We start from the raw sequence: 22073 nt of genomic DNA, 5'->3' as shown, positions 1-22073 counted from the left end.
TGGAAATCTCGGTACCGCCGATTCACTGCCTCATCACTTCACTGCCAGAAACTTCTGCGCCAATCGAACCCAGTAAGTCGATCCAACCGGCAGCAAATCGTCGTTGAAATCGTAGCTTGCGTTATGCAACATACACGGCCCAGCGCCATGGCCTGACTCGCGATGGCCGCCGTCGCCATTTCCAAGAAACGCATAGCACCCTGGCTTGGCGAGCAACATGAACGAAAAGTCTTCGGCACCCATCGTCGGTTCAACCGCATCGTCGACGTTTTCATCGCCGACAATCTCCTTCATCACCGATGCCGCAAATCGCGCTTCCTCGCCACTGTTGATCGTCGGCGGATAGTTGCGGTGAAAAGCGATGTCGACGGCGCAGTCATACGCCTCGGCAGTGCTTTCAACGATTTTTCGCATGCGGGCCTCGATCAGATCGAGCGTCTCCGTCGTAAAAGTCCTGACTGTGCCGGCGATCCACGCATGATCCGGCACGACGTTCACTGCATCGCCGGCATGAATCTGCGTGATCGACAAGACCGCAGTATCGAGCGGCTTCTTATTGCGCGTGATGATGCTTTGCAGGCCGTTCGCGATCTGCACCGCAGTGAACACCGGGTCGCGCCCGTTATGCGGTAGCGCCGCGTGCGATCCGACACCTTTGATTTCGATGCGAAATTCGTTGCTAGAAGCCATGATCGGGCCTTCAGTCACACCGAAGTGCCCCGCCGGCATGCCCGGCCAGTTATGTATGCCGAAGACGGCATCGACGGGAAAGCGCGTGAAAAGCCCGTCATCGATCATCGCTTGCGCGCCAGCGCCACCTTCTTCCGCCGGCTGAAAGATGAACACGATCGTGCCGTCGAAATCGCCCGCCTTGGCCAGATACCGCGCTGCGCCGAGCAGCATCGCAGTATGTCCGTCGTGCCCGCAAGCATGCATTTTCCCTTCGTTTTTCGAGCGGTGTTCGAAGGTATTCATTTCATGGATCGGCAGCGCATCCATGTCGGCACGCAAGCCGATCGATTTCGTTCCCGTGCCCCGCTTGAGCACGCCCACAACCCCGGTCTTTCCGATGCCCTCATGCACTTCGATGCCCCACCCCGCCAACGTCTTCGCGACCAGCGACGCTGTTTGCATCTCCTCGTATCGCAATTCTGGATTGGCATGGATCGTTCGTCGGAGAGTCTGTATTTCGCCTCGAGCAGCTTGGATTTCAGGGATCAGTTTCATGATGGATTGAGTGTCTGGCAGTGAACTGTGTGATCCGGACAGTCGATTCCGGAGAAGGTCACGATCGATTCTACGCCGTTCCCTATTTTTGACGACCGTGGGTCAAATCAGAAGGCTGGGACGTAATAGAATCAATGCCTTCATTTGCGCAGCCCCCTCACATTACAGAGATGAACGCTCCCGCCGAATTTGCACGCGCTGTCTGTCCGCACGATTGCCCCGACACGTGCGCGATGCGTGTGACTGTCGAAGACGGTCGCGCGATCAAGGTCGTTGGCGATCCGGATCATCCGCCGACGCAAGGCGTCCTGTGTACGAAGGTCAGCCGTTATGCAGAGCGGGTGCATCATCCGCGTCGGCTGACCACGCCGATGCGGCGTGTCGGGCGAAAGGGCGAAGGGCGGTTCGAACCGATCAGCTGGGATGAAGCGCTGCGGCTCGCGGGCGAGCGTTTGTCGGAAATCGCGCGGCGCGCGCCCGAAGCGATCTTGCCATACAGCTACGCGGGCACGATGGGCTTCGTTCAGGGCGAAAGCATTGCGCAGCGGTTCTTCCATAAGCTCGGCGCCTCACAACTCGACCGGACGATCTGCGCGGCTGCGGGCGCGGCGGGCCTCAAATATACCTACGGCGCGAGCCTCGGCATGCTCACCGAGTTTTTCTCCGAAAGCGAGGTCATCCTGATCTGGGGCGCGAACCCGATCGCGTCGAACCTGCATTTCTGGACTCACGCGCAGGAAGCCAAGCGCCGCGGAGCACGTCTGATCGCAATCGATCCGTACCGCTCGCTCACTGCGGAGAAATGCCATCAGCACGTCGCACTGAAACCAGGCACGGACGGCGCGCTCGCGCTCGGCATAATGCACGTGCTGATCACGGAAGACATGCTCGATCGTGCTTATATCGCCGACCACACGCTCGGCTTCGAGCAACTCAACGCACGTGCACTCGACTATCCGCCTTCGCGCGTCGCCGAAATCTGCGGTATCGGCGAAGAGATGATCATCGAGCTTGCGCGACTGTACGGCAGCACGAAAAAGGCTGCGATTCGACTGAATTACGGTATGCAACGCGTGCGCGGCGGTGGCAACGCGGTCCGCGCAATCGCTTGCCTGCCGTCGCTGACGGGCGCGTGGCGCGAGCGTGCAGGTGGACTGTTGCTGTCGTCGTCGGGCTGGGCACCTGTCGATTCGCACGCGTTGTCGAGGCCCGATCTCATGCCCGGCTGGCCGTCGAAACAACCGCGCGTCGTCAATATGAACGAGATCGGCAATGCGCTGTGCAATCCGGGCGGCGACGGGTTTGGCGCGAAGATCGAGGCGATCGTCGTCTACAACTCGAATCCCGTTGCCGTGGCGCCGGATTCCGAACGCGTGGCGGCCGGTTTTGCACGCGAGGATTTGTTCACGATCGTCCTCGAACACTTCCAGACCGATACCGCCGACTACGCCGACCTGTTGCTTCCCGCCACGACCCAGCTCGAGCATCTCGACGTCCACAAGTCGTACGGGCACACGCACGTGATGGTCAACTTGCCGGCGATTTCACCCGTCCGCGGCGCGCGCCCGAACACCGAAATTTTCCGTGGCATCGCGCGCTCGATGGGTCTTGACGAACCGGCGCTGTTTGAAAGTGACGAGGCTGTCGCGTCGTCGGCGTTTCGCTGGCACGATCCGCTGCTGGAAGGCGTCACGTGGGAGACGTTGAAGCGCGACGGCTGGGCAAAGCTGAATCTGCCCGACGCACCGTTCGCGAACGGCGGATTTCGCACGCCGTCAGGCAAATGCGAGTTCTACAGCGAGAGCCTTGCGCAAGCGGGCCTCGAGCCCGTACCCGACTATCTGCCGCCGTACGAATCGGCTGACGGGTCGCCGGAGCTTGCCGCGCGATACCCGCTCGCAATGATTTCCCCGCCCGCGCGCAATTTCCTCAATAGCACCTTCGTGAACGTCGAGAGCCTGCGCGCAACGGAAGGCGAGCCGCATCTCGACATCCATCCCGCGGATGCCGCCGAACGTGGTATCAACGACGGCGAACAGGTGCGCATCTTCAACGACCGTGGCTCGATGCAGGCCCGCGCGCGCATCACCGACAAGGCGCGCGCGGGGCTCGTCGTCGGCTTGTCGATCTGGTGGAAAAAGCTTGCGCCCGACGGCCGCAACGCAAACCAGGTCACGAGCCAGGCGCTGACCGACCTCGGTGGCTCGGCTACTTTCTATGACTGTCTCGTCGAGGTCGAACGAGCCTGAGTCCCATCCCTGAGCGCGGCGGGTTTCCCGCGGCGCATCCGTCTCCCGGCCGGCGCTTTCGAGTGCATCGTCTAACCGGGGGCTAACCCCGAATTGTCAAGCGTGGGCGCATGCTACGATGCGCCCTTTAGCACGACCATTCGAAAATAACGGAGGAGACGCCGCATGGAAAAAGTCTGGCTGAAATCGTATCCGCCTGGCGTGCCCAAACAGATCGATCCGACCCAATACGAGTCGGTTACCGCGTTGATGGAAGAGAGCTTTCGCATGTATCGCGCGAGGCCGGCGTTCGCCTGCATGGGCAAGCAGATCACGTACGGCGAACTCGATAAGCTGTCGACCTGTCTCGCCGCATGGTTTCAGTCAAAAGGCATCGCGCGTGGTGCGCGCATCGCGATCATGATGCCGAATGTCCTCCAGTATCCCGTCGCGATCGCCGCGATCCTGCGCGCGGGCTATGTGGTGGTGAACGTGAATCCGCTGTACACGCCGCGCGAACTGGAACACCAGCTCAAGGACAGCGGCGCCGAAGCGATCATCCTGCTCGAGAATTTTGCCGTTACGTTGCAGGCTATCGCGCGCAATACGTCGATCAAACACGTCGTCGTCGCGTCGATGGGCGATCTGATGGGCGCGAAGGGCTGGCTCGTCAACTTCGTCGTGCGCCGCGTGAAGAAGATGGTGCCGGAGTGGAGTCTGCCAGGACACGTGCGCTTCAACGACGCGATGTCCGAAGGCGCGCGCAGCACCTTCACGCCTGTGATGCAACGTCCCGACGACATCGCGTTCCTTCAATACACGGGTGGCACGACGGGCGTCGCAAAAGGCGCGACGCTCCTGCACCGCAACCTGGTTGCGAACGTGCTGCAGTCGCATGTGTGGCTCGAACCGGCGCGTCAGAAGCGGGGCGCTATCGATCAGTACGTGACCGTCGTCGCACTGCCGCTGTACCACGTGTTCGCGCTGACCGTATGCGGTCTGCTGACGATCCGCACGGGCGGGCTTGGCGTGCTGATTCCGAATCCACGGGACATAGCGGGCATGATCAAGTCGCTGCACGGCTACAAAATCACGACGTTCCCCGCCGTGAACACGCTGTACAACGCGATGCTCAATCATCCGGATTTCTCCCGCCTCGATTTCTCGAACCTGCTGGTCGCGAATGCCGGCGGGATGGCCGTGCAGGAAGCCGTCGCGAACCGCTGGTTCGAGCGCACGCACGCGCCGATCGTCGAGGGCTACGGCTTGTCGGAGACGTCGCCGTGCGTGACGTGCAATCCGACGACGGTCACCGAATACAGTGGCACGATCGGGCTGCCGCTGCCGTCGACGGAAGTGTCGATCCGCGACGACGAAGGCAACGAACTGCCGCTTGGACAGGCAGGCGAGCTGTGCATCCGCGGTCCGCAGGTGATGGCGGGCTACTGGCACCGTCCGGACGAAACGGCGAAGGTGATGACGGCCGATGGCTTCTTCCGCTCCGGCGACATCGCGGTCATCAACGAAGACGGCTTTGTGAAGATCGTCGATCGCAAAAAGGACATGATTCTCGTGTCGGGCTTCAACGTTTATCCGAACGAAATCGAGGATGTGGTCGCGAAGCATCCGGGCGTCTTCGAAGTGGCGGCCGTCGGTGTGCCGGACCAGCATTCGGGCGAAGCCGTGAAGCTCTTCATCGTGAAGAAGGACGAAGCGATCACCGACACCGACATCTTCGCGTTCTGCAAGGAACAGCTGACAGGATACAAGCGGCCGCGCATCGTCGAGTTTCGCAAGGAGCTGCCGAAGAGCAACGTCGGCAAGATCTTGCGCCGCGAGCTGCGCGACGGCCGGGCATGAAGAGCAGGCGGGGGAGACCAGTCGGCGCCTAGACGGGCAACCGTCGGCATGCCGAAACAACAGGACGGCCCAACGGATGACGCGCCGTTGGGCCGTTTCTATTGACGCCGCCGCAACGGGATCAACCGCAACGCGATGGCGCGAGCTCAAATAAAAAAGGGCGCCCGCAGGCGCCCTCGAGGGTAACTACGATTTCACGACTTATTAGAACTTGTGGCGGATACCTACGCGAACCGTCGTCTGGTGGTTCGCGTTCGACGGCGTAAGGCCGTTGATCGAAGCAACTGCCTGCTGGCCCGTCGAGTCCGTGCCCGAAGCGTGCTGGTAAACGCCGATCAGGTAGACGTCCGTGCGCTTCGACAGGAAGTAGTCCGCGCCCAGTGCGCCCTGGTTGTAGTGACCGCCGCCATGACCGTTGAAGTCCGCGAGGCGCGTGTAGTCGTACATGGCGCCCAGCACGAGAGCCGGCGTCAACTGATACTTGAAGTTGATTTCGCCGTTGTTGAACGTTGCCGTGCCGCGGTAAGCCGGAGCCGCAACGTTCGCTGCACCGAGGTTGCCGAACTGGATGTACGAGTACGTCAGACCGACCGTTGCTGCGCCGAACGTATATGCGCCGCCTGCACCAGCGACGTGGTACGAGCTAGCCGAAGCAAAGCCCGAGATAACCGGGTTGCTCTGCACGCCAGTGACCTTGCCGATGTTGTTCGTCGGGTTTGCGCCGCTGCTCGGCACGTTGCCCCAGAACGACGTGTTCGGGTCGCGGACGTTCAAGTAGCCAGCGCCCAACACGAGCGGACCGTTGTTGTAGCCTGCGCCCAACGACCAGATCTGGTTTCGGCCCGTTGCGCCTGCAACGCCGCCAACGCTGTACATGCCGCCGAACGTCAGGCCTGCGTAGTTCGCGCTCGTGAACTTGATTGCATTGTTCACGCGGTTTGCGTTGTTGAAGTTGTCCAGGTCGTCCGGGTGAGCGGCGATGTAGCCACCCCACTGGTCGCCCGCTTCCAGCGGACCGACGTAGTCGACCACGGAGTCATACTGGCGGCCCAGCGTAACCGTGCCGAACTGGCTCGACAGACCGACATAAGCTTGACGGCCGAACAGCGCGCCGCCTTGACCCTGCCTGCCGGTGTTCACGTCAAAGCCGCTTTCCAGCACGAAGACCGTCTTCAGGCCGCCACCGAGATCTTCGGTGCCGCGCAGGCCCCAACGGCTGCCTTGCAGAACGCCGCTCGACAGGTTGTACAGGTGCTGACCCGAACGGCCCGCGCCCGCTGCCGTCTGCACGTTGCTCGTATAGTTAAAACCTTCATCAATGATGCCGTACAGCGTCACGCTGCTCTGAGCGTGAGCGACGCCAGCAAACGCGCCCATTGCTGCAAGAGCGAGAAGCGACTTTTTCATCGAAAAATCTCCAAGGATTTGCGAATTATTTTCAGACAAGGCAAATATTTATCTGCGTTGCGGCCTTGCGTAACTTCCTCAAGAAGTTGCACGTAATGTAACAAAGAGACCTAAGTGAACAAAGAAAAAGCAGGGCGGCCGCCAAGCCGCTGTTTCGTTTACGCAACATGGTCTAAAATCGAAAACCGGCTGTCGGAAACGCTTCGAAAATTTTCTGGTCGTCAGCCGCAAACCCTTGATTGACAAGGCTTTGCACGAAGCGGGTCACGCGCCGGAGTGTGGAGGCCAGAATGCTGCTTGATGAATTGATTACTGAGTTCGATCGGGGTTTACGCTCAATGACCGGGATATCGCGCATGTCCCGGCCGCTCCCTGTTCCGCCCGCGTTCGCCGAGCCTGTCGAACTGACTGAAGAAGAGCGCGCGCATGCCGCGGGATTGATGCGTGTGAATCATGTCGGCGAGGTGTGCGCGCAGGCGTTGTATCAGGCGCAGAAACTCGCGACCCGTTCACCGGCGCTCAAGCAGGCCTTCGAGCGGGCCGCGCGCGAAGAGGAGGATCACCTCGCGTGGACGTACAAGCGTCTCGAGGCGCTCGATTCGCGTCCGAGTCTGCTTAATCCTATCTGGTATGCTGGCGCCCTCGCGATCGGCTTCGCGGCCGGCCGTCTTGGCGATCGCGTGAGCCTCGGGTTCATGGCGGAAACGGAGCGGCAGGTGGAACTGCATCTCGATGGCCACCTGACGACGCTCCCGGAAGGCGATCACGAATCGCGCGCGATCGTTGAGCAGATGCGCGTCGACGAAGCTGCGCACGGCAAGGCCGCGACGGATGCGGGCGGCATTGAGTTGCCGTTTCCGGCGCGCGCGCTGATGCGTGCGGCATCGAAGATCATGACCCGCACCGCGTACCACGTTTGAACTGATTCAAAGCAAAACTGTTTAAAGTGGGCGGCGCTCGCCGCGCTGCCCCGGAAAATCGCTCCAACTCCTCGTTCGTCCCGCGCTTTTCGTCCTCCCGGAACGCTTTCATTCCACGCTTTTCCCTCGCACTTTTCACGTATCACCTTCACAAGATTCAGTAGCCCATTCATTTATAACGATTTTCTATTTTTAGGCGCGGTGTGAGCAAGCGGCGCTAAGTCCTTGTTCTAGCAAACAAAATTCGTCAAAAAACCGCGACTCTCCCTTGACCGGTGTTAGGGGTTCCTCTAAAGTGGGAGACAGTGTGAGAAAGTGTATTTTTGTGTGATCCGACGCGCTTTCTCCGGTAAATTTCCGAAATCGGGCGACATCTTTCAACGCCCTGACACAAGGGGAGCGAAGTGTTCCAAGGGGCGTCGGCGCTGACACTCGATGCGAAGGGACGGATGTCCGTCCCGTCTCGCTATCGGGATGCGCTGCAAGGACAGGCAGAAGGACGGATGACCATCACCAGGCATCCCGATGGCTGCCTGTTGCTGTTTCCGCGCCCCGAGTGGGAAGTGTTTCGCGCCAAGATCGTCAACCTGCCGATGGACGCCAAGTGGTTTCAACGCATCTTTCTCGGCAGCGCAATGGATGTCGAACTGGATACGGCCGGCCGCGTGCTGATCGCGCCGGAATTGCGCCAGGCCGCAAAGCTGGAAAAAGAAGTGATGTTGTTGGGAATGGGAAGCAGGTTCGAGATCTGGGACAAGGAAACCTACGACGCGCAGGAACAGGCGGCCATGTCGCAGGGCATGCCCGAGTCTCTGAAGAACTTCACATTCTGAGCGCAGGTAATTAGATATGGCGCCTGCGATGGGTAACGAATTGCAGCATCGCACGGTGCTGCTCGAAGAAGCGGTGAATGCGCTCGTCACGCGCGCGGACGGCGTCTATATAGATGGCACGTTCGGGCGCGGCGGCCATAGCCGCGCGGTGCTGGCAAAGCTGGGCGACGCGGGGCGTCTGATCGCGTTCGACAAAGACCCGCTCGCCATCGCCACCGCACAGCAGATCGCCGATCCGCGCTTCGAGATCGTGCATGAAAGTTTCGCATCACTGCGCGACGCAACGAGCGCGCGCGGGGTAGGGCGTGTGTCGGGAGTGTTGCTGGATCTGGGCGTGTCGTCGCCGCAGTTCGACGATCCGGAGCGGGGTTTCAGTTTCCGCGCCGATGGCCCGCTCGACATGCGGATGGACCCGACGCGCGGCGAGTCCGCGGCGGATTGGCTGGCGCGGGCCACGGTGCAGGAAATGACGGAGGTGATACGGGATTATGGGGAAGAACGGTTTGCTTTTCAGATTGCAAAGGCGCTTGCTGCTCGCCGGGCAGAGTCCGACCGTCTTGGGCCTCTCGTCAGCACGGGCGAGCTTGCCCAAATCGTGGCTAACGTCGTCAAAACCCGTGAGAAGGGTAAGGACCCGGCAACCCGCACCTTTCAGGCTATACGGATTCACATCAATCAAGAGCTTGCGGAGCTGCAAGTCGTACTAGAAGCAGCATTGACGTTGTTGGAGCAAGGGGGGCGGCTGGTCGTGATCAGCTTTCATTCGCTCGAAGACCGGATCGTCAAGCGGTTCATGCAGGCGCACTCGAGTGCGCCTGCTGTCGACCGCCGTCTTCCCATCCGCGCCGTCGATCTGCCGAGCCCGCCGCTCAAACTGCTAGGCCGCGTATTCGCGAGCGACGCCGAAGTCGCCGCCAACCCGCGCGCCCGTTCCGCCGTGATGCGCGTTGCGGAGCGGATCGCGCCATGAACCGCCTCAATATCTTCCTGCTGATCGTCGTCATGGGTTGTGCGCTTTCCGTCGTCAACGCGACGAATCAGCAGCGTCAGTTCTTCATCCAGTTGCAGCGCGCGCAATCGCAGGAGCGTCAGCTGCAGCAGGACTATTCGCAGCTTCAATATCAGCAGAGCGCGCTGTCGAAGACTTCGCGCATCGAGCAGCTCGCCACCGACTCCCTGAAGATGCAGGGCGCGAGCACGGGGCGCACGCAATATCTGACGCTCGACGCCGGTTCCGCGAAGGCCGAGGACGCACCCGTTCCGACTTCGGCGCCGGCCCCGGCATCGGCCACGAAAGCTCGTCGAGGCACGCGATGAAGAAATCGTCGAACAAGAACAAGAGCGTCGCGTTCTCGGCGAATCCGATTCTTTCGGTGCGCCTGCCGATGTGGCGCTCGAAGCTCGTCGTGTTTCTGCTCTTCATGGCCTTCGTCGCGCTGACGGCGCGCGCGTTCTGGATTCAGGGCCCGGGCAACGCCTTTTATCAGAAGCAGGGCGAGAGCCGCTATCAGCGCCGCCTCGAATTGCCCGCCACACGCGGCAAGATTCTCGACCGTAACGGCCTCGTGCTCGCGACGAGCCTACCCGTGCGCGCAATCTGGGCGATTCCCGAGTCGGTGCCGGACGACCTCGGCGCGGACAAGCTCGGCGAGCTCGGGAAGCTGCTCGACATGACGCAGCAGGAGTTGCGCAAGAAGCTGTCGGAAGACAAGACGTTCGTCTACGTGAAGCGCCAGGTGCCCGTCGACGTGGCCGCCAAAGTCGAAGCGCTGAACATCCCTGGCATCTATCAGCGCAACGAGTACAAGCGCTTCTATCCGGAAGGCGAGATCACGGCTCACCTGATCGGCTTCACGAACGTCGAGGACGAAGGCCAGGAAGGCGTCGAGCTCGGCGACCAGAAGCTGCTCGCGGGCGTGCCTGGCAGCCGCCGCGTGATCAAGGACCGTCTCGGCCATATCGTCGAAGATGTGGACGAGCAGGTCGTGCCGCACAACGGTAAGGACGTCGATCTGTCGATCGACAGCAAGATTCAGTACATCGCGTACACGAATCTGAAAGCGGCTGTGCAGAAGTTCAAGGCGAAAGCGGGTGCCGCGATGGTGATCGACGTGCGCACTGGCGAAGTGCTCGCGCTCGTCAATTATCCGACGTACAACCCGAACGACCGCACGCACCTGACGGGCGAGCAGTTGCGCAACCGCATTCTCACCGACACGTTCGAGCCGGGCTCGATCATGAAGCCGTTCACGGTTTCGCTCGCGCTCGACCTGCACCGCGTCACGCCGACTACACTGGTTGATACGGGCGGCGGCCGCTTCGTGCTTGACGGCGCGCCCATCACCGACGACTCGGGCTTTGGCGTGCTGACGGTCGGCGGCGTGATCCAGAAGTCGAGCAACATCGGCGCGACGAAGATCGCGATGCAGCTCAGGCCGGAAGAGATGTGGAACATGTACACCAGCATCGGTCTCGGCCAGGCGCCGAAGGTCGGTTTCCCGGGGGCGGCGGCTGGCCGTCTGCGCCCGTGGAAGAGCTGGCGCCGCATCGAACAGGCGACGATGTCATACGGCTACGGCTTGTCGGTGTCGCTGTTCCAGCTGGGCCGCGCTTACACGGCCATCGCGCACGACGGCCAGGTCATGCCCGTGTCGATTTTCCGCACGCCGAAAGACCAGCCCGTGACGGGTCCGCAGGTCTTCTCGCCGACTACCGCGCGCGAAGTTCGCGCGATGCTCGAGTCCGTCGTTTCGCGGGAAGGCACGTCGCCGGATGCGGCGGTGCCGGGCTACCGCGTCGGCGGCAAGTCGGGTACGGCGTACAAGCACGTCGGGCGCGGCTACGACCACGGCAAGTACCGCGCGTCGTTCGTCGGCATGGCGCCAATGCCGAATCCGCGCATCGTCGTGGCCGTGTCCGTCGACGAACCAACGGCAGGGAGCCACTTCGGCGGCCAGGTGTCGGGCCCCGTGTTTTCGTCGATCGTCGGCGATACGCTGCGCTCGCTGAACGTGCCGCCCGATCAGCCCGTCAAGCAGATGGTCGTGTCGGACGACGTGAATCCGGCTACGCCCGCAGCCGCATCCCAACCGGCAGCGAACGGCGCGAAGAAACTCGCGACGCACGCAGCGCCGAAGAAGCTGACCATTTCAGACAACACGAAGAACCGCCCCGGAGTAGTTAGATGAGTGCGCTGCGTTCTTCTCATCCGGCGCAACAGCAGATTGCTGACGCGCTTGCCTGGCTGCGCGCACGTGTGCAGCCTGGCGCACATTTGCACGCCGATACCCGCACGATCGGAGCGGGCGACATATTCCTCGCGTATGCCGTCGAGGGCGCGGACAACCGCCCGTTCATCGCCAACGCTATCGAGCGCGGCGCGGCTGCCGTGCTCGTGCAATCGGAAGATTATGCGGGCGACCTCGATCCCGCGACGATGCTTGCCGTCCCCGGCCTGAACGACCTGGCGGGAACGATCGCGAGCGCGTGGTACGGCGACCCGAGCGACACGATGCGCATGATCGGCGTGACGGGCACGAACGGCAAGACGTCGTGCACGAACTGGATTTCGGCGGCGCTGACGGCGCTCGGCCAGCCGTGCGCGATCATCGGCACGCTTGGCAGCGGCATGCCGGGGCACCTCGTGCACACGGGTTTCACGACGCCCGACGCGCCGCAACTGCAGCGCAGTCTCGCGCAGTTGCGCGACTCGGGTGCGAAGGCCGTCGCGATGGAAGTATCGTCGCACGCGCTGCATCAGGGACGCGTGAACGGTACGGCGTTCAGCGTCGGTGTGTTCACGAATTTGACGCAAGATCATCTCGACTATCACGGCACATTAGAAGCGTACGAAGCGGCAAAGGCCCGTCTGTTCGCATGGCCGGAACTGAAGGCCGCCGTCATCAACGCCGACGACGCGGCCGGACGCCGTCTGATCGCGAGCACTAAAGGGCACGCGAAGACGATCGCCTATGCGCTCGAAACGCACGCCGACGTGCAGGCGGATGCATCGATCGTCGCATCGAACGTGCGCGCGACAGCGACGGGCACGGCGTTCCACATCGCGTCGGACTGGGGCAATGCGGACATCGAGGTCAACACGCTCGGCGTATTCAACGTGAGCAATCTGCTCAGCGTGCTCGGCGCGCTGCTCGCGTCCGATGTGCCGTTCGATGCGGCCGTCGCGCAACTCGCCCGGCTCGAATCGGTGAACGGCCGCATGGAACGCCTCGGCGGCCGCCTGCAAAACGATGAGCCGCTCGTCGTGATCGACTATGCGCATACGCCCGACGCGCTCGAACAAACGCTGACGGCCTTGCGCCCGATCGCCGATGCGCGCGGCGGCAAGCTCGTCTGCATGTTCGGCTGCGGCGGCGACCGCGATGCGACCAAGCGTCCGCTGATGGGCGAAATCGCGGAGCGATGCGCCGATGGCGTCGTCGTGACGAGCGACAACCCGCGCAGCGAAGATCCGCAAAAAATCATCGATCAGATCGCAGCGGGCATGAAGGACGCGTCGAAGGCTCGCCGCATCGAAGACCGTGCGAGCGCGATCCTGCAGGCGGTGCGATGCGCCGCGCGCGAGGACGTCGTCGTGCTCGCGGGCAAGGGCCATGAATCGACGCAGGAAATCATGGGCAAGAAGCGCGCGTTCTCGGATCAGGATCACGCACGTCTCGCGCTTGCAGCTCGCGCGACGCATGCACGCGGAGGTGGCGAATGAAGATGTTCTCTCTGCATGAAGCCGCTGCCGTGATTCCGGGCGCAACGGTAACGGGCGATGAATCCGTCGCGTTCGAGCGTGTCTCGACGGATAGCCGCACATGCGGTCCCGGCGATCTGTTCGTCGCGCTGAAGGGCGATCGTTTCGACGCGCACGATTTTCTCGCCGACGTCGCCGCGCGCAACGTGAGCGCGGTGCTCGTCGCTCGCACGCCGGACAGCTTCCGTGTGCCCGCTATTCGCGTGAAGGGCGATACGCGCGCGGCATTGGGCTCGCTGGCGAACGGCTGGCGCCGCCGCTTTGCGATGCCGCTCGTCGCCGTGACGGGCAGCAACGGCAAAACGACGGTCAAGGAAATGATCTCGTCGATCTTCACGGCTGCCGTTGGCGAGCAGTCGCGTCTTGCGACGGCAGGCAATTTCAACAACGACGTCGGCTTGCCGCTGACGCTGTTCCGTCTGAGCGAAGCGCACAAGCTGGCCGTTGTCGAGCTCGGCATGAATCATCCGGGCGAAACGGCGCTGCTCGGCAAGATCGCCGAGCCGACTGTTGCCGTCGTCAACAACGCGCAGCGCGAGCACCAGGAATTCATGGCGACGGTCGAAGCCGTCGCGCTGGAACATGCGGCCGTGATTCACGCGCTGAAGCCCGAAGGCGTCGCCGTGTTCCCGGCCAACGACGCGTATGCGGGCATCTGGCGCGTCGCGGCAACGGGCAACCGCATCATCGATTTCGCGCTGAACACGGCTGAACGCACGACGGAAGCCGCGGTCCAAGGCACGCTAGACGGCAACCAGCTGAGCATCGACACGCCCGAAGGCCACCTCGACGTCACGCTGCAAGTGCTCGGCGCGCACAACGCGCACAACGCACTGGCAGCGACGGCGGCGGCGCTCGCAGCGGGCGTGGCGCTCGACGCGATCAAGCGCGGCCTCGAAGCGTTCGGCGCGGTGAAGGGCCGTTTGCAGGTGAAGCGCGCGGTGCTCGGCCCGATGGCGGGCGCGACCGTGATCGACGATACGTATAACGCGAATCCCGATTCGATGCTCGCCGCGATCGACGTGCTCGCCGAACGCGCGTCGCCGCGCGTGCTGGTGATGGGCGACATGGGCGAAGTCGGCGACAACGGCACGGCGTTTCATCGCGAAGTGGGCGCGTATGCGAAAGAGCGCGGCATCGATGCGTTATACGCGCTCGGCGATGCGTCGCGCGATGCCTGCGCCGCATACGGCAGCGAAGCCCACCACTGCGGCGACGTGAACACGCTCGTCGCGCAACTGCAGCAGGCCGGTTACGGGCCCGCTGCGACGTATCTCGTGAAAGGCTCGCGCTTCATGAAGATGGAGCGCGTGGTGGACGCCGTTACGAGTCCACAACCCGCTGCACCGGGCACGGCGCCCGGCGCACACTGAAAGAGAAGGACAGAAGTATGCTACTGGCGCTGGCGCAATGGCTGCAGAACGATATCGGCTTTTTGCGCGTGTTCAGTTATCTGACGTTTCGTGCCGTTGCGGCGACGATCACCGCGCTGCTGATCGGGCTCATCTGCGGCCCGTGGGTGATCCGCAAGCTGACGGCGATGAAAGTCGGCCAGGCCGTGCGCAAGGACGGCCCGCAAACGCACCTCGTCAAGTCCGGCACGCCGACGATGGGCGGCGTGCTGATCCTAATCGGCATCGCCGTGTCGACGCTGCTGTGGGCCGATCTGACCAATCGCTTCATCTGGATCGTAATGCTCGTCACGTTCGGCTTCGGCGTGATCGGCTGGGTCGACGACTACCGCAAGGTCGTCTACAAGGACCCGCGCGGCATGTCGTCCCGGGAAAAGTATTTCTGGCAATCGGTGATTGGTCTGTTCGCCGCAGTGTATCTCGCGTTCAGCGTGTCGGAAGCGAGCAATGTGCGTGTGTTCGATCTGTTCATGGCGTGGGTGCGCAGCGGCCTGTCGATGGGCCTGCCCGCGCGCGCCGACCTGTTGCTGCCGTTCCTCAAGTCGATGACCTATCCGCTCGGCGTGTGGGGCTTCATCGCGCTGACGTATTTCGTGATCGTCGGTTCGAGCAACGCGGTCAATCTCACCGACGGCCTCGACGGCCTCGTGATCATGCCCGTCGTGCTGGTCGGCTCGTCGCTCGGCGTGTTCGCGTATGTGATGGGCAGTGCCGTCTATTCGAAATACCTGTTGTTCCCGCACATCGCGGGCGCGGGCGAAATGCTGATCTTCTGCTCGGCGATGGGCGGGGCAGGGCTGGCGTTCCTCTGGTTCAACACGCACCCGGCGCAGGTGTTCATGGGCGATGTCGGCGCGCTCGCACTGGGCGGCGCGCTCGGCACGATCGCCGTGATCGTGCGTCAGGAAATCGTGCTGTTCATCATGGGCGGGATTTTCGTCGCCGAGACGGTGTCGGTGATGTTGCAGGTCACGTGGTTCAAGTTCACGAAGGCACGTTTCGGTGAAGGCCGCCGCATCTTCAAGATGGCGCCGCTGCATCACCACTTCGAACTGTCGGGCTGGAAAGAGACGCAGGTCGTCGTGCGTTTCTGGATCATCACGCTGATGTTGTGCCTGTTCGGTTTGTCCACGCTCAAGCTGCGTTAAGCCGCATTCAAAGTCGCACTCAAGGGGAAGCAGTCGATGTTTGGCGAGAAGTTTCGGGATCGGCAAAAGCCGATGGTGCTCGTGCTGGGGCTCGGCGAATCGGGCCTCGCGATGGCGCGCTGGTGCGCGCGGCATGGTTGCCGCCTGCGCATCGCCGACTCGCGCGAAGTGCCGCCGAATCTGTCCGCGCTCGAAGCGCACGGTATCGAAGGCGACTTCCTCGGCGGGCCGTTTTCCGAGGTGCTGCTGGAAGGCGTCGAGCTGCTCGCGATCAGCCCGGGCCTGTCACCGCTCGCCGCCGATCTCGTGCCGCTGATCGCCGCCGCGCGCGAGCGCGACATTCCCGTGTGGGGAGAACTCGAATTCTTCGCGCAGGCGTTGCGCACGCTCGGCGAGAGCGGCTATGCGCCGAAGGTGATCGCCATCACGGGCACCAACGGCAAGACCACGACGACGAGCTTGACGGGCCTCTTGTGCGAACGCGCTGGCAAGAAGGTCGCGGTCGCGGGCAACATCAGCCCGGCCGCGCTCGACAAGCTCACGGAAGCGATCGACAACACCGCGCTGCCCGATGTGTGGGTGCTCGAACTGTCGAGCTTCCAGCTGGAAACGGCGCACACGTTCGAGCCGGACGCGGCCGTGATCCTGAACATCACGCAGGATCACCTCGATTGGCATGGCGGTCTCGACGCGTACGCCGCGGCGAAGGGCAAGATTTTCGGCAAGAACACGGTGCGCGTGCTCAATCGCGACGACGCGCGCGTGATGGCGCTCGCGCCGTCGGTGCAAAGCGGCGCGCAGGTGGTCACGTTCGGCGTGATGGAGCCCACGCGCGACGGCGATCTGGGTCTATTACGCGACAACGGCATGATCTGGCTCGTCGAGGCGCATGACCGTGACGCAGCCGACGAACCGACGTCCACGCGACGTCGCAAGAGCGAATCCACGACGCCGCCGAATATCGGTCTGAAGCGCCTGATGCCCGCCGACGCACTGCGTATTCGCGGTCTGCACAACGCGACGAACGCGCTCGCCGCATTCGCGCTCGCGCGTGCTGTCGGCCTGCCGGGCGCGCCGCTGCTGCACGGCTTGCGCGAGTACCGCGGCGAGCCTCATCGCGTCGAACTGATCGCATCGATCGACGGGGTCGACTATGTCGACGACAGCAAAGGCACGAACGTCGGCGCGACGGTCGCGGCGCTCGACGGTCTTGCGCAACGCGTCGTGCTGATCGCGGGCGGCGACGGCAAGGGCCAGCAATTCGATCCGCTCGCCGAGCCGGTGACGCGCTGGTGCCGCGCGGTGATGTTGATCGGCCGCGACGCGCCGCAGATTCGCGCCGCGCTCGAACACACGGGCATCGCGATGACCGAGCACGCGACGCTCGAAGAAGCGACGCGCGCGGCCAGCGCCGTCGCGCAGCCGGGCGACGCCGTGCTGTTGTCACCCGCGTGCGCCAGCTTCGACATGTTCAAGGGTTATGCGCATCGCGCGGCGGTCTTCCGCAGCGCGGTCGAAGACATCGCTGCCGAACGGGGGACGATGATATGAGCTGGACGGAACGCTTCGGTTCGCAACTCGGCAAGCAGCGCGGCTCGGCGGGCGGCGCGGCGGCGCCGGAACGCGCGCAGCGCACGGGCGGGCTGTCGAGCGCCGTCAACGGCGTACGGCCGCTACGCTCGCGGATGCTCGATTATGACCACTCGCTCCTGTGGGTCGTCGTCGCGCTGCTGGGTCTCGGAATCGTGATGGTGTACTCGGCGTCGATCGCGATGCCGGACTCGCCGAAGTACGCGTCGTATCGCGATTACGCATTCCTCGTGCGCCAGATCATCTTCGTCGTAATGGGCTCGGTGGCGGGCGTGATCGCATTCCGCATCCCGATCTCGACGTGGGACAAGTACGCGCCGAAACTCTTCCTGATCGCGCTCGTCGCGCTCGTGATCGTGCTGATTCCGCACGTCGGCAAGGGCGTGAACGGCGCGCGCCGCTGGATTCCCCTCGGCATCACGAACATGCAGCCGTCGGAAATCATGAAGCTCGCGGTGACGATCTACGCGGCGAACTATACGGTCCGCAAGCAGGAATACATGCACAGCTTCGCGAAGGGCTTTCTGCCGATGGGCTTCGCGGTCGGCGTGGTCGGCATGCTGCTGCTGCTCGAGCCCGACATGGGCGCGTTCATGGTGATCGCAGCCATCGCGATGGGCGTGCTGTTCCTCGGCGGCGTGAACGGCAAGATTTTCGGCGGGCTGGTCGCAACGGCTGTCGGTACTTTCACGCTGCTGGTGTGGGCGTCGCCTTGGCGCCGCGAGCGGATCTTCGCGTACCTCGATCCGTGGGACGACCGTTACGCGCAGGGCAAGGCGTATCAACTGACGCACTCGCTGATCGCGTTCGGCCGCGGCGAGTGGTTCGGCGTGGGTCTCGGCGGCAGTGTCGAGAAGCTCAACTATCTGCCCGAGGCGCACACCGACTTCATTCTTGCCGTGATCGGCGAAGAACTCGGCTTTGTCGGCGTGCTCGTCGTGATCCTGATGTTCTACTGGATCGTGCGTCGCTCGTTCGAAATCGGCCGCCAGGCGCTCGCGCTCGACCGCACGTTCGCGGGCCTGGTCGCGAAGGGCATCGGCATCTGGTTCGGCGCGCAGACCTTCATCAACATGGGCGTGAACCTCGGTCTGCTGCCGACCAAAGGTCTCACGCTGCCGCTCGTCAGCTACGGCGGCTCGGGCATCGTGCAGAACTGCATCGCGGTCGCGGTGCTGATGCGGGTCGATTACGAGAACCGGGTGTTGATGCGCGGGGGCAAGGTATGACGATGCAACAACGCACGCTGATGGTGATGGCGGGAGGCACGGGGGGCCACGTGTTCCCCGGGCTGGCCGTCGCGCACCTGATGCAGGCGTGGGGCTGGCGCGTCGTGTGGCTCGGCAATCCCAACGGCATGGAAGCGACGCTCGTCCCGAAGCACGGCATCCCGATGGAGTACGTGCGTTTCGGCGGCCTGCGCGGCAAGGGCATAAAGACCAAGCTGATGCTGCCTGTGAATCTGCTGCGCGCATGCATGCAAAGTCTCGCGGTGCTGCGTCGCGTGAAGCCCGATGTCGTGCTTGGCATGGGCGGCTACATCACGTTCCCGGCGGGCGTGATGACGGCCTTGAGCGGCACGCCGCTCGTGCTGCACGAACAGAACTCGATTGCGGGTCTCGCGAACAAGGTGCTCGCGAAGCTTGCAAAGCGCGTGCTCGTCGCGTTCCCGAACGCGTTGCCGCACGCCGAGTGGACGGGTAACCCGATCCGCGAGGAACTTGCGCGCACGCTGGCACCCAAAGCACGCTACGCAGCCCGTAGCGGTCCGCTGAATGTGCTGGTCGTGGGCGGCAGTCTCGGCGCGGCGGCGCTGAACGAAACGGTGCCGCGCGCGCTGGCGAAGCTCGCGCCGAACGAGCGGCCGCGCATCGTGCATCAGGCGGGCGCGAAGCATATCGACGCATTGCGCGCGAATTACGAAGCGGCCGGCATTGCAACGGGCGACGACGTGCAACTCGTGCCCTTCATCGACGACATGACGAGTGCCTATGCGAATGCGGATCTCGTGATCTGCCGTTCGGGCGCGATGACGGTCGCCGAGATCGCGGCGGTGGGCGTGGCGGCATTCTTCGTGCCGTTCCCGTACGCCGTCGACGATCACCAGACAACCAACGCAGCGTTTCTCGCCGATCAAGGCGCGGCGCTGCTCGTACAACAACGTGACATGTCGGTGGATAGCCTTGCCGACTGGTTGCGCAGCCAGACACGGGACTCGCTCGCGGAAATGGCGGAGCGTTCGCGCTCGCTCGCAAAACCCGATGCCACCGAGCAGGTCGCGCAGATCTGCGCAACGGTGGCGGGCGTGACTCCGAGCCTGAGCCCTGAAGGAAAGCAGCAATGAAACATATCGTCAAACACATTCACTTCGTCGGGATCGGCGGCGCGGGCATGAGCGGCATCGCCGAAGTGCTCGTCAATCTCGGCTATCAGGTGAGCGGTTCAGACCTGTCGCGCAACGCCGTGACGGAACGGCTCGCCGCGCTCGGCGCGCGCATCGCGATCGGCCACGACGCGGAGAACATCGAAGGCGCGAACGCCGTCGTCGTATCGACGGCCGTGCGCAGCGACAACCCCGAAGTGCTCGCCGCGCGTCATCGCCGCATTCCCATCGTGCCGCGCGCCGTGATGCTCGCGGAACTGATGCGCCTGAAGCAGGGCATCGCGATCGCGGGCACGCACGGCAAGACCACGACTACGTCGCTGGTCGCGAGCGTGCTCGCGGCGGGCGGGCTCGATCCGACCTTCGTGATCGGCGGCCGGCTGATCAGCGCGGGCGCGAATGCGCGTCTGGGCACGGGCGATTTTATCGTCGCCGAAGCGGACGAATCGGATGCGTCGTTCCTGAACCTGTTCCCGGTGATCGAAGTCATCACGAACATCGACGCCGATCACATGGACACCTACGGCCACGATTTCGCGCGGCTCAAGCAGGCATTCATCGAGTTCACGCATCGCTTGCCGTTCTACGGGATTGCCGTGCTGTGCGTCGACGATCCGAACGTGAAGGAGATCCTGCCGTTCGTGTCGAAGCCGATCATCCGTTACGGCTTCGCGCCCGATGCGCAGGTGCGCGCGGTGAACGTCGAAGCACGCGAAGGCAAGATGCATTTCACCGCGATGCGCGAAGACGCGGCGCCTCTCGACATCGTGTTGAACCTGCCCGGTATGCACAACGTGCAGAACGCGCTGGCCGCAATTGCAATTGCGACTGAACTTGAGGTGAAAGATGCCGATATCCAGCGAGCGCTCGCGGATTTCAACGGCGTCGGCCGGCGTTTCCAGCGCTACGGCGAAGTGAGCGTGGCGAGCGGCGGTGCATACACGCTCGTCGACGATTACGGTCATCACCCCGTCGAAATGGCCGCGACGATCGCGGCGGCGCGCGGCGCATTTCCGGAGAAGCGTCTGGTGCTGGCGTTCCAGCCGCACCGCTTCACGCGCACGCGCGATTGCTTCGAGGATTTCGTGAAGGTGCTGTCGACGGTCGATGCACTCGTGCTGACGGAAGTGTACGCAGCAGGCGAGTCGCCTATCGTCGCAGCGGACGGCCGGTCGCTTACGCGCGCGATTCGTGTCGCGGGCAAAGTCGAGCCCGTGTTCGTCGAAACAGTGGATGAAGTGCCGGACGCGCTCGGTGCAATCGTGCGCGACGGCGATGTGGTGATCACGATGGGCGCGGGTTCGATCGGCGGTGTGCCGGGTCGGCTCGCAGGAAATGAAGGTGTGAAATGAGCGGTATCGATCCAAAAACTTTCGGCAAGGTTGCAGTGCTGCTCGGCGGTGTGTCCGCCGAGCGCGAAGTGTCGCTCAATTCGGGCCGTCTCGTGCTGCAAGGGCTGCGCGACGCGGGCATCGACGCGCATCCGTTCGATCCGTCCGAGCGGCCGCTTGCCGCGTTGAAGGAAGAAGGCTTCGTGCGCGCGTTCAACGCGCTGCATGGCGGTTACGGTGAGAACGGCCAGATTCAGGGCGCGCTCGATTTCTACGGCATCCGCTATACGGGCAGCGGCGTGCTCGGCTCGGCGCTCGGCCTCGACAAGTTCCGCACGAAGCTCGTGTGGCAGCAGCTCGGCGTGCCGACGCCGCCGTTCGAAGCGGTGCTGCGCGGCGACGATTACAACGCGCGCGCGAAGGACATCGTTGCGAAGCTCGGCTTACCGCTCTTCGTGAAGCCGGCGAGCGAAGGCTCGAGCGTCGCCGTGATCAAGGTGAAGACGGCCGACGCGCTCGTGCCCGCGCTCGAGGAAGCCGCGAAGTTCGACAAGATCGTCGTCGTCGAGAAGAGCATCGAAGGCGGCGGCGAGTACACGGCCTGCATCGCGGGCGATCTGGATCTGCCCATCATCCGCATCGTGCCCGCCGGCGAGTTTTACGACTATCACGCGAAATACATCGCCAACGACACGCAGTACCTGATTCCTTGCGGCATCGCATCCGACGAAGAGGCACGCCTGAAGAAGCTCGCGCGCCAGGCTTTCGATGTGCTCGGCTGCACCGATTGGGGCCGCGCGGATTTCATGCTCGATGGCGAAGGCAATCCGTATTTCCTGGAAGTGAACACGGCACCTGGCATGACGGATCACTCGCTGCCGCCGAAGGCGGCGCGCGCAGTCGGCATCAGCTATCGGGAGCTGGTGGTGAAGGTGCTCGCGCTGACGCTGAAGGATTAAGGAACACGCTCCG

General features: G+C 63.2%; 18 protein-coding genes. 15 read left to right on the top strand and 3 right to left on the bottom strand.

Annotation, left to right across the window (positions count from 1 at the left end; genetic code table 11):
• Nucleotides 1–33: 33 nt before the first annotated feature.
• The gene (locus tag J8I87_RS19845; RefSeq protein WP_209933465.1) at nt 34–1227 is read right to left on the bottom strand and encodes a M20 aminoacylase family protein; all 1194 of its coding nucleotides are present in this window, start codon (nt 1225–1227) and stop codon (nt 34–36) included.
• A gap of 170 nt (nt 1228–1397) precedes the next feature.
• On the opposite strand from J8I87_RS19845, the gene J8I87_RS19840 reads away from it, so the two are divergent.
• Together J8I87_RS19840 and J8I87_RS19835 are read left to right on the top strand one after the other, a co-directional pair.
• Nucleotides 1398–3476, top strand: a complete 2079-nt coding sequence (locus J8I87_RS19840; RefSeq protein ID WP_209933464.1) for a molybdopterin-dependent oxidoreductase — start codon at nt 1398–1400, stop codon at nt 3474–3476.
• Nucleotides 3477–3641: 165 nt separating this feature from the next.
• The gene (locus J8I87_RS19835) at nt 3642–5315 is read left to right on the top strand and encodes a long-chain fatty acid--CoA ligase (protein ID WP_209933463.1); all 1674 of its coding nucleotides are present in this window, start codon (nt 3642–3644) and stop codon (nt 5313–5315) included.
• A gap of 204 nt (nt 5316–5519) precedes the next feature.
• Here J8I87_RS19835 and J8I87_RS19830 read toward each other — a convergent pair whose 3' ends face one another.
• A complete protein-coding gene (locus J8I87_RS19830; protein ID WP_209933462.1) occupies nt 5520–6722 on the bottom strand; it encodes a porin in 1203 nt (400 codons plus the stop codon).
• A 172-nt stretch (nt 6723–6894) separates the two neighbouring features.
• A complete protein-coding gene (locus tag J8I87_RS19825; RefSeq protein ID WP_209933479.1) occupies nt 6895–7080 on the bottom strand; it encodes a hypothetical protein in 186 nt (61 codons plus the stop codon).
• Between J8I87_RS19825 and coq7 the strand changes: the two genes are divergently transcribed.
• The 13 genes from coq7 (at nt 7013) to J8I87_RS19760 (ending at nt 22060) form a co-directional block, all read left to right on the top strand.
• Nucleotides 7013–7642 (top strand): 2-polyprenyl-3-methyl-6-methoxy-1,4-benzoquinone monooxygenase, encoded by a 630-nt coding sequence (gene coq7 / locus J8I87_RS19820; RefSeq protein ID WP_209933461.1) that lies wholly within the window; start codon nt 7013–7015, stop codon nt 7640–7642. The genes J8I87_RS19825 and coq7 overlap by 68 nt on opposite strands.
• A 404-nt stretch (nt 7643–8046) precedes the next feature.
• Nucleotides 8047–8475, top strand: coding sequence for a division/cell wall cluster transcriptional repressor MraZ (gene mraZ, locus J8I87_RS19815; RefSeq protein WP_209933459.1), 429 nt, complete (start codon nt 8047–8049; stop codon nt 8473–8475).
• 28 nt (nt 8476–8503) lie between these two features.
• Nucleotides 8504–9445, top strand: a complete 942-nt coding sequence (rsmH, locus tag J8I87_RS19810; RefSeq protein ID WP_209933458.1) for a 16S rRNA (cytosine(1402)-N(4))-methyltransferase RsmH — start codon at nt 8504–8506, stop codon at nt 9443–9445.
• Complete coding sequence (gene ftsL / locus J8I87_RS19805; protein WP_209933457.1) at nt 9442–9792, top strand: cell division protein FtsL; 351 nt, start codon at nt 9442–9444, stop codon at nt 9790–9792. Before rsmH ends, ftsL begins: the two co-directional genes overlap by 4 nt.
• A complete protein-coding gene (locus tag J8I87_RS19800) occupies nt 9789–11663 on the top strand; it encodes a penicillin-binding protein 2 (protein WP_209933456.1) in 1875 nt (624 codons plus the stop codon). Before ftsL ends, J8I87_RS19800 begins: the two co-directional genes overlap by 4 nt.
• Entirely contained in the window at nt 11660–13198 is a 1539-nt protein-coding gene (locus J8I87_RS19795) for a UDP-N-acetylmuramoyl-L-alanyl-D-glutamate--2,6-diaminopimelate ligase (RefSeq protein WP_209933455.1), read from the top strand. The genes J8I87_RS19800 and J8I87_RS19795 overlap by 4 nt, the downstream gene beginning before the upstream one ends.
• Nucleotides 13195–14610, top strand: a complete 1416-nt coding sequence (murF, locus tag J8I87_RS19790) for a UDP-N-acetylmuramoyl-tripeptide--D-alanyl-D-alanine ligase (protein WP_209933453.1) — start codon at nt 13195–13197, stop codon at nt 14608–14610. Before J8I87_RS19795 ends, murF begins: the two co-directional genes overlap by 4 nt.
• 17 nt (nt 14611–14627) lie before the next feature.
• Nucleotides 14628–15797, top strand: coding sequence for a phospho-N-acetylmuramoyl-pentapeptide-transferase (mraY, locus tag J8I87_RS19785; protein WP_209933452.1), 1170 nt, complete (start codon nt 14628–14630; stop codon nt 15795–15797).
• Between the two features lie 36 nt (nt 15798–15833).
• Entirely contained in the window at nt 15834–17348 is a 1515-nt protein-coding gene (murD, locus tag J8I87_RS19780; protein WP_209933451.1) for a UDP-N-acetylmuramoyl-L-alanine--D-glutamate ligase, read from the top strand.
• Nucleotides 17345–18616, top strand: a complete 1272-nt coding sequence (gene ftsW / locus J8I87_RS19775; RefSeq protein ID WP_209933450.1) for a putative lipid II flippase FtsW — start codon at nt 17345–17347, stop codon at nt 18614–18616. Before murD ends, ftsW begins: the two co-directional genes overlap by 4 nt.
• Complete coding sequence (murG, locus tag J8I87_RS19770) at nt 18613–19731, top strand: undecaprenyldiphospho-muramoylpentapeptide beta-N-acetylglucosaminyltransferase (RefSeq protein ID WP_209933449.1); 1119 nt, start codon at nt 18613–18615, stop codon at nt 19729–19731. Before ftsW ends, murG begins: the two co-directional genes overlap by 4 nt.
• Nucleotides 19728–21122, top strand: a complete 1395-nt coding sequence (gene murC / locus J8I87_RS19765; protein WP_209933448.1) for a UDP-N-acetylmuramate--L-alanine ligase — start codon at nt 19728–19730, stop codon at nt 21120–21122. The genes murG and murC overlap by 4 nt, the downstream gene beginning before the upstream one ends.
• Nucleotides 21119–22060, top strand: coding sequence for a D-alanine--D-alanine ligase (locus J8I87_RS19760; protein WP_209933446.1), 942 nt, complete (start codon nt 21119–21121; stop codon nt 22058–22060). Before murC ends, J8I87_RS19760 begins: the two co-directional genes overlap by 4 nt.
• The last annotated feature ends 13 nt before the right edge of the window (nt 22061–22073 follow it).

This window comes from Paraburkholderia sp. LEh10, from assembly GCF_017814945.1.
Taxonomy (GTDB): Bacteria; Pseudomonadota; Gammaproteobacteria; order Burkholderiales; family Burkholderiaceae; genus Paraburkholderia.
The sequence above is the reverse complement of the archived record's forward strand: the minus strand, read 5'-3'. Positions and strand labels throughout refer to the sequence as shown.

Excerpts from the sequence above, each read along its gene's own strand:
- murC (WP_209933448.1), top strand. The coding sequence starts at position 19,728 with ATGAAACATATCGTCAAACACATTCACTTCGTCGGGATCGGCGGCGCG.
- J8I87_RS19845 (WP_209933465.1), bottom strand. The coding sequence starts at position 1,227 with ATGAAACTGATCCCTGAAATCCAAGCTGCTCGAGGCGAAATACAGACT.
- J8I87_RS19795 (WP_209933455.1), top strand. The coding sequence starts at position 11,660 with ATGAGTGCGCTGCGTTCTTCTCATCCGGCGCAACAGCAGATTGCTGAC.
- ftsL (WP_209933457.1), top strand. The coding sequence starts at position 9,442 with ATGAACCGCCTCAATATCTTCCTGCTGATCGTCGTCATGGGTTGTGCG.
- coq7 (WP_209933461.1), top strand. The coding sequence starts at position 7,013 with ATGCTGCTTGATGAATTGATTACTGAGTTCGATCGGGGTTTACGCTCA.
- mraY (WP_209933452.1), top strand. The coding sequence starts at position 14,628 with ATGCTACTGGCGCTGGCGCAATGGCTGCAGAACGATATCGGCTTTTTG.
- J8I87_RS19825 (WP_209933479.1), bottom strand. The coding sequence starts at position 7,080 with ATGCGCGATATCCCGGTCATTGAGCGTAAACCCCGATCGAACTCAGTA.
- J8I87_RS19760 (WP_209933446.1), top strand. The coding sequence starts at position 21,119 with ATGAGCGGTATCGATCCAAAAACTTTCGGCAAGGTTGCAGTGCTGCTC.
- J8I87_RS19800 (WP_209933456.1), top strand. The coding sequence starts at position 9,789 with ATGAAGAAATCGTCGAACAAGAACAAGAGCGTCGCGTTCTCGGCGAAT.
- J8I87_RS19830 (WP_209933462.1), bottom strand. The coding sequence starts at position 6,722 with ATGAAAAAGTCGCTTCTCGCTCTTGCAGCAATGGGCGCGTTTGCTGGC.
- rsmH (WP_209933458.1), top strand. The coding sequence starts at position 8,504 with ATGGGTAACGAATTGCAGCATCGCACGGTGCTGCTCGAAGAAGCGGTG.
- J8I87_RS19840 (WP_209933464.1), top strand. The coding sequence starts at position 1,398 with ATGAACGCTCCCGCCGAATTTGCACGCGCTGTCTGTCCGCACGATTGC.
- murG (WP_209933449.1), top strand. The coding sequence starts at position 18,613 with ATGACGATGCAACAACGCACGCTGATGGTGATGGCGGGAGGCACGGGG.
- ftsW (WP_209933450.1), top strand. The coding sequence starts at position 17,345 with ATGAGCTGGACGGAACGCTTCGGTTCGCAACTCGGCAAGCAGCGCGGC.
- murF (WP_209933453.1), top strand. The coding sequence starts at position 13,195 with ATGAAGATGTTCTCTCTGCATGAAGCCGCTGCCGTGATTCCGGGCGCA.
- murD (WP_209933451.1), top strand. The coding sequence starts at position 15,834 with ATGTTTGGCGAGAAGTTTCGGGATCGGCAAAAGCCGATGGTGCTCGTG.
- J8I87_RS19835 (WP_209933463.1), top strand. The coding sequence starts at position 3,642 with ATGGAAAAAGTCTGGCTGAAATCGTATCCGCCTGGCGTGCCCAAACAG.